This window comes from Streptacidiphilus sp. EB129 (genome assembly GCF_041262645.1).
GTDB lineage: Bacteria > Actinomycetota > Actinomycetes > Streptomycetales > Streptomycetaceae > Streptacidiphilus.
The window spans coordinates 23,254-30,243 of sequence record NZ_JBGCCS010000059.1 but is presented as its reverse complement, the minus strand read 5'-3'; the positions used below and the strand labels follow the sequence as shown (position 1 = coordinate 30,243).

Sequence of the window (6,990 nt, the reverse complement as noted above, 5' to 3'; positions counted from 1 at the left end):
TCAGCCCCGTCGCCTACGAGCAGCGCCAATCAGCTACCCTGACACTCGCCGCATAACCACACAAACCCGTGTCCACCATCCGGGGTGAAGCCCCGTGTGCTGACGTCATGGAGCGTGGGCCGGTCCTTGGACCAGCTCGCTCATGGCGATGACTTTGCCCTCTGGATCACTGGTGATGTGGGCGGCGTCATCGCGTACGGCCGGATAACCGGCGCGCCGGCTAGGGGCGAATCCGGCGACCTGGAGTACTGGACGAATCCGCCGGGGGAGCGCACTTACGTGCCCGTTGAGGTCGATGAGTGGCTCGACCACCTCGCCCCGAGGGCTCAACTCTTGGCAGACTCACGCCTCGCCGGCTCAAGCATCGAAACACAGCCATTCGCCGCCAATCCCCACCGTCTGACTGCCGATCAGTGGAGCGTCATCAAGGAAGGCATCGATGCCGCGCGCGGTGATGACCAGGGCTGGCACCTCCAGCCAGGAGACAAGATCCGCAGGGTCGATCTGCACCGCCGATACGGGGGCAGCTCGCAGAACGGGATCAGCTCGTCTGCTCAGACGAACAACATCCTGATCTTCACCTCAGCGAGCTCGGGCAACCAGCACGGCTACTACGACCGCTGGAACGAGGACGGAACCCTCCACTACACGGGCGACGGCCAGCACGGCGACCAGACCATGGTCCGCGGAAACAAGGCGCTCTATGAGCACCGGGAGACCGGTAAGCGCCTGCGGTTGTTCGATGGTGCGCGCGGGATCGTGCGGTATCTCGGGGAGTGGGTACTGGATCCGGCACAGCCGTATCACGAGGCGCAGGCTCACGAATCGGGAAGCAGCGAGCTACGCACCGTCATCCTGTTCCACCTTGTGCCGGTCAACGCCGCAATCCACGACCATCCAGAGGTGCCCATCGGACAGAATTACATGGCACCAGACGAGACGGTTCAGCCAGCTCCAGCGAGGCCCAGCGCCGCCGACCCCGACCTTACGGGCCGCAACCTGTCAGCGCATCGACGACTGCAGAACGCTCTCGCGGGTGCGGCTCAAGACCGAGGCTTCCATGTCCTGTCCCCGGGCGTGTCCGACCCAGACTTCGATCTGGCATGGCGCGATGCCGTGGGGCACGTGACGGTGTGTGAGGTGAAGTCCCTGACACCGGCCAACGAAGTACGCCAACTACGGGCAGGCCTTGGCCAAATCCTCGACTATCACGACCAGCTCACTGGGCGCGCACCCGATCTCCACCCGGTCCTGTGGATCGAGGGCGAACCTGCGGACTCTCGATGGGTCGACCTCTGCGGTCGGCTTGGTGTCACTCTCGCCTGGCCCGGGAAAGAAGATTTGGTGTTCGAATATTTGCCCGCGCCCAAGGCTCCCCCCGTATCGAGCCCTTGACCAACGAGCCTTACGTCTTCACTGCGGTCGGCTGCCGTGACCCAGCGCGGTGTGGGGTTCGGCTCGTTGGAGTTGCTGGAGGCCTACCACACGGAGTAGGTCGAGGCGGTCGGCGGCGACGGTGCCTGGGCGGGCGGTGAAGACGACCAGGCGCTGCTGCTGGTCGCCGCAGAGCAGGACCTCGCAGTCCAGCTCGATCTCGCCGACCTGCGGGTGCCGGATCGTCTTGGTGTCGGCGCGCCGCACCAGGACGTCATGGTCCGCCCACAGCGCGGCGAACTCGGGCGAGGACGCGAGCAGTCGTCGTACCAGCGTCGACGCGCGGGTGTCGTCGGGCCTGGCGGCGACTACGGCGCGCAGCTGGGCCACGTGGTTGCGGCCGAGGCGCTCGTGGTCGGCCTCGGGGAACCACTCGCGCGCCGACGGGTCGGTGAACCAGCGCAGCACGGTGTTGCGTTGCTCCGCCGGCCGGCCACCGTCGTCGCCGAACAGCGCCGCCGCCATCGGATTCCGCGCGAGCACGTCGCCCAGATCGTTCATCACCGTGGCGGGCGTGTCGTACAGGCGGTCCAGGATCAGCAGCAGTCCTGGACGGACATGGCCGCCACTGGACGTGCTGCGCGGCGGAGCCTGCCCGACGAGGTGGAACAGGTGGTCGCGTTCGTCGTCGGTCAGCCGCAGCGCTCGGGCCAGGGAGGCCAGCAACTGGGCCGACGGGTGCGGGCCGCGCTGCTGTTCCAGGCGGGTGTAGTAGTCCACGGACATCCCCGCGAGCTGGGCGACCTCCTCACGGCGCAGTCCCCGGGTGCGGCGCCGAGCCCCCTGGGGCAGCCCGACGTCCGCCGGAGTCAGGCGGTCCCGGGAGCGGCGCAGGAAGTCGGCAAGCTGGGCGCGGTCCATACATCCCAGGATCGCCGCCGGGCCGTCGGTTATCCAGGGATCGCCACTCCCCCGATCGACGGGTCTCTCCCGTTGCCGGTCGCGCCGCTTCAGAGTGGAGACATCGAACCGGCAGAGGGAGAAGGACGATGACAACGATTCTGGTGACCGGAGCGACCGGGCAGGTCGGACGGCGCTTCGTGCCCCGCCTGCTGCAGTGGCGGGCCGAGGGTGAGCGGGTCCGGGTGCTGGTGCGGGACGAGGCCCGCGCCGAGGGCTTCACCGCGCAGGGCGCGGAGGCGGTGATCGGGGATCTCCGTGACGCGACCGACCGTGCCAAGGCCCTGGACGGGGTGGACGACGTGGTCAACGTCGCCGCCGCGTTCCGGGGCGTCCCGGACGAGGAGGCCTGGGCGGTGAACCGGGACGCCGCGATCGCCCTGGCCCTCCAGGCTCTCGACGCCGGGGTCCGCCGCTTCGTGCAGACCGGCACCAACCTGGTCTACGGGAACGGCCACGGTCGCCCGGCCCGCGAGGACGACGCGCTCGACCCGGTCGGCTGGGGCGTCTACCCGCAGTCGAAGGCACAGGCCGACACCGCTCTGGCGGAGCTGCACACCGAGCGCGGCCTGCCGCTGGTGACCGTCCGGCTGGCGTTCGTGTACGGCGAGGGCGACCCGCATCTGCGCGACGCCCTGCGCTTCATCCCCGAGTGGGCGGCCCACCAGCGGATGCCGGTGGTGCACCACGCGGACGTGGCTCAGGCCCTGTTCCGGGCGCTGCGGGCACCGGGCGTCGAGGGCCGGGTGTTCAACGCGGTCGACGACGCCCCGGTGACGGCTTTCGACCTGTACCGGCTGGCGGGCGTTCCGATGCCGGCCGAGGCCGCCGACCGGCAGGACCCGCACCCGTGGTCGGGCATGGCGGACAACCTGCCGCTGCGTGAGGTGCTCGGCTGGCGTCCGATCTACCCGTCGGTGTGGACCGCCCGCGATGCCGGTGCGCTCTGAGGCACGGCGGGCGCGGGGGCTGCGGCGGGTGTTGTGACGGCAGCGGGCGCTCGGACCACATCGGGCGCGCGGACGGACGCAGCGGGTCGGCGGCCGTCGTCCGGCCCCGCGCAGCGCGGGGCTCCGCGAACCTCCGCATCGGCACATGCCACGGCGCCGGAATCACCATCACCTCCGCCGGCCCGCCCACGCGGCCGGGCGCCGTCCGCGTGGATCTCGCGGACGGCGCCCGGCCGTGCTGCCGACGGTCGTCGGCCCCTCGTCTCGCGCCCCTCGCGGGGCGTGTGGTGCGCCGCCCACCTCGGCGCCCACCCGCACTGCCCGCCCGCGCTGCCCGCCCGCGCTGTGCGTCGCGCTACTCGGTGCGCAGGGCGGTGACGGTGCGGGTGCGGGCGGCCCAGCCTGCCGGGAGCATGGCTCCGAGGACCGCGATCAGCAGGCCGCCCAGGCCGAGCAGCAGCAACTCGGGCACCGAGAAGACATCGATGGCCACGGAGGGGAAGTTCAGCCCCGCGCTCTGGCCCATCGCCGGCACGGTCACCGCGTGCAGGGCCAGTCCGGCCGGCAGGCCGATCGCGCCGCCGACCAGACCGATCACCGCCACCGAGGCGAGCACCATCGACACGGTCTGACGGGGAGTCATACCCAGTGCCTTCGCCACACCGATGTCGCGGACCCGCTCCCTGGTGTCCAGGACGACGGTGTTCAGCACGCCCAGGGCGGCGACCGCGACGAGCATCAGGGTGAGCACGGCGGTCAGCGCGTCGAGGGCGGCGATCACGTCGCTGGCGCCCTGCCCCGAGGCGGCCATGGTGCTGACGCCCAGCGGCTGGAGCGAGGCGTCCAGGCCCCGGGCGTACGCGGCCACGTCGGTGCCGGGGGTGACCTTGATGTGGTAGAGCGACGGGTGCAGGTTCGGCTCGGCCGCGGCGACGGTCGCCGCGGCCGTCAGAACCTCGTTGGTCTGCTGGTGCGGGTCGAAGACCTCGCCGACGATCCGGACCGCGATCGCCCTGCCGTGGTCCTGCAGGGTGACGGTGTCACCGATCCGGGTGGCGGTGGCGGTCATGAAGGTGGACGGCACCACCGCCTCGCCCGGGGCCTGGAACCAGCGGCCGGAGACCATCTTGTAGCCGGCCCAGGAGGAGTCGCCGGTGAAGGTGAAGACGGTGGTGGATCCGGACACCCCGGCGACGCTGACGTCGGTGTTGGCGGAGCCGTAGTACTTCCCGGTGCCGGCCTGGGCGTTGAGGATCGCGGTGATCGCGGCGGGGTCGACCGGCGCGGTGGAGGTCCGCGCCGACTGCCCGGGACCGGGCGGCGGGCCGACCGTGGTGACCAGGACGTCCGAGGTCTCGTGGTTCTTGGCGCTCTGCGCCCAGCCCAGCGAGGAGGACATGCCCAGGGCGAAGGTGACCGCCGCCGCGCCGAAGGCGACCGCCGCGATCATCCCGCCGGTACGGGCCGGCCGGGCGAAGGGCTGAGCCAGGCCGAGGCTGACCGCACGCGGCAGCGGGAGCCGCGAGGCCAGCCGGGCGGCGGCCTGGCCCCTGCCGGTGCGCGGGGTCCGGCCGACGGCGAGCGCGTCGATCGTGCGCAACCGTCCGGCCCGCAGCGCCGCCGCCCAGGCGACGACGGTCACCAGGCCCAGGGTTCCCGCGATCACGGCGACGTCGACCCAGGGCGCGACGCCCGCGGAGGTGCTCCCGTAGACCTGCGCGGTGGTCGTCAGCACCGGGACGGCCAGCAGGTTCCCGAGGACGGCGCCGACCGCGGTGCCGACCGCCGCCGGGATCAGCGCCTGGCCCATGTAGGAGCGCACGACCTGGGCCGGGGTGAACCCGAGGGCCTTGAGGATGCCGATCCTGCGGGTCCCCGCACCGACCGCGCCGGCCACCACGTTGCCCACGATCAGCACCGACATGATGACGCCCAGCAGACCGAAGGCGATCAGGAAGGGGACGAACAGGGCGGTGTTCCGGTCGGTGCCCTGCTTGGTGTTGAGCCAGGACTGCACCCCGGTGAGCGAGCCGGCCGGGGTCGCCGACCGGACCGCGGCCCGGTCGGCGTCGATCTGCGCCGCGGTGTCGGCCGACGCGAAGCGGTAGAGCATCTGGTAGCCGCCGGCGGTGCCCGGCGCGGTGAGCGCCGGGATCTCGGAGGGGGCCACCCAGGCGTCGGCGGTCTGGCTGACCGACCGGGCGAAGCCCACCACGGTGAGGGTCGGATCGCCGGGGAGGTCGGGGAAGGTCAGGGTGGCACCCACCTGGTGGACCGGGCTGTCGTAGCTCTCCGCCAGCACGATCTGGCCGGACCGGGTGGCCCAACTGCCCTGCAGCAGCGTGACGTCGTCGACACTGCCACCCGCGTCGGCGCGGCCGACCACGGTCATCGGGCTGAGAGCGCCGTCGGGGCCGGCGTCCTGGGTGTCGCTGCTGTGCGGGTCGATCGTCGCGGTGCGGTACGGCCCGGCGGCGGCGGTGACGCCACCGGCGTGGGCGGAGGCGGCGAGCTGCGCGGCACTGCTCCGTCCGGCGTCGAACTCTGCGGTCAGCTGGGAACCGTGCTGTGCGGCGAAGGCCTGGTCGAACGGCCCGTTGGAGGCCATCAGCAGTGATCCGCCGAGTACCGAGGCGGTGACCGCCATCATCGACGCCAGCCCCGTGGCCAGGGTCTGCACCTTGCGCCGTCGTACGCCTGACCGTGCGATCCTGCCCAGGCCGCTCATCGTGCTGCCTCCGTCGAGATGGTCGAAAGGGGGGTGGTCGAGGCGGGGGTCGGGCGGGGAGTCGAGAGGACGGCGGTCGGGCGCGGGCCGGTACGGATGTCGTCGGCGATGCGACCGTCGACGATCCGGATGGTGCGGGTCGCGCAGGCCTGCGCCAGGCTCAGGTCGTGGGTGACCGTGACGATCGTCTGGCCGTCCGCGTGCAGCTCGTTGAGCAGGGCCCGGACATCCTCCCCGGAGGCGGAGTCCAGCGCCCCGGTCGGCTCGTCGGCCAGCAGCAGCGCCGGACGGTTCATCAGTGCCCGTGCCACCGCGACGCGTTGGCGCTCGCCGCCGGACAGACGGCCCGGGTAGGCGCGAGCGTGCCGGGCGATGCCCAGCAGGTCGAGCAGCTCCGCCGCCCGGCGGCGCCCCTCGGACCGGGCCATCCCGGCGAGTTCGGCCGGCAGCACCACGTTGTCGAGCACCGTGAGGTCGTCGAGCAGGTTGAAGAACTGGAAGACCATGCCGATGTTCGCCCGCCGGTAGCGGGCCGAACCGGCCTCGTTCAGCGTGTCCACCCGCACCCCGGCCACCATGACGGTTCCGGTGCTCGGCCGGTCCAGGCCCGCGATCATGTTCAGCAGCGTGGACTTGCCGCTTCCGGACGGTCCGAGGATCGCTACCGACTCCCCCTTGGCGACCGTCAGCGAGACCTCCTCCAGGGCCGCGTGGCCTTCGTCGTACCGGCGGCTGACACCACTCAACTCGATCACCGACGTGCTCATCACGGTCTCCCTCGTAGCCCTCGTGGCCCTCATCCGCCCTGTTCGGCCGATGAGTTGAAGCTACGAGCGGGCGGGCAGACCCCGCGTCGCTCGCCGGAGGCATTTCGGGTACCGCGTCAGGATGACGGCCGCCGGAGTCATCCTTGCGATGTACGCCGAGGGGTGGCGGCGGAGGCGCGCAGTGGCGGAGGCCGGATCGGGGCGGGGCGGC

5 protein-coding genes are annotated in these 6,990 nt (G+C 71.7%); 2 read left to right on the top strand and 3 right to left on the bottom strand.

Annotated elements, in window-relative coordinates; translation table 11 throughout:
• The first annotated feature begins 126 nt into the window (after window positions 1–126).
• Entirely contained in the window at window positions 127–1,395 is a 1,269-nt protein-coding gene (locus tag ABH925_RS35435; protein WP_370155255.1) for a hypothetical protein, read from the top strand.
• An 18-nt stretch (window positions 1,396–1,413) separates the two neighbouring features.
• Here ABH925_RS35435 and ABH925_RS35430 read toward each other — a convergent pair whose 3' ends face one another.
• Window positions 1,414–2,295: a helix-turn-helix transcriptional regulator gene (locus tag ABH925_RS35430; protein ID WP_370155253.1), complete on the bottom strand. Its 882-nt coding sequence runs from the start codon at window positions 2,293–2,295 to the stop codon at window positions 1,414–1,416.
• A 128-nt stretch (window positions 2,296–2,423) separates the two neighbouring features.
• On the opposite strand from ABH925_RS35430, the gene ABH925_RS35425 reads away from it, so the two are divergent.
• Window positions 2,424–3,284, top strand: a complete 861-nt coding sequence (locus ABH925_RS35425) for an NAD-dependent epimerase/dehydratase family protein (protein ID WP_370155251.1) — start codon at window positions 2,424–2,426, stop codon at window positions 3,282–3,284.
• 355 nt (window positions 3,285–3,639) lie between these two features.
• Here the strand turns inward: ABH925_RS35425 and ABH925_RS35420 are convergent, their stop codons facing one another.
• Window positions 3,640–6,012 (bottom strand): ABC transporter permease, encoded by a 2,373-nt coding sequence (locus ABH925_RS35420; protein WP_370155249.1) that lies wholly within the window; start codon window positions 6,010–6,012, stop codon window positions 3,640–3,642.
• Complete coding sequence (locus ABH925_RS35415) at window positions 6,009–6,779, bottom strand: ABC transporter ATP-binding protein (protein ID WP_370155247.1); 771 nt, start codon at window positions 6,777–6,779, stop codon at window positions 6,009–6,011. Before ABH925_RS35415 ends, ABH925_RS35420 begins: the two co-directional genes overlap by 4 nt.
• Between the last annotated feature and the right edge of the window lie 211 nt (window positions 6,780–6,990).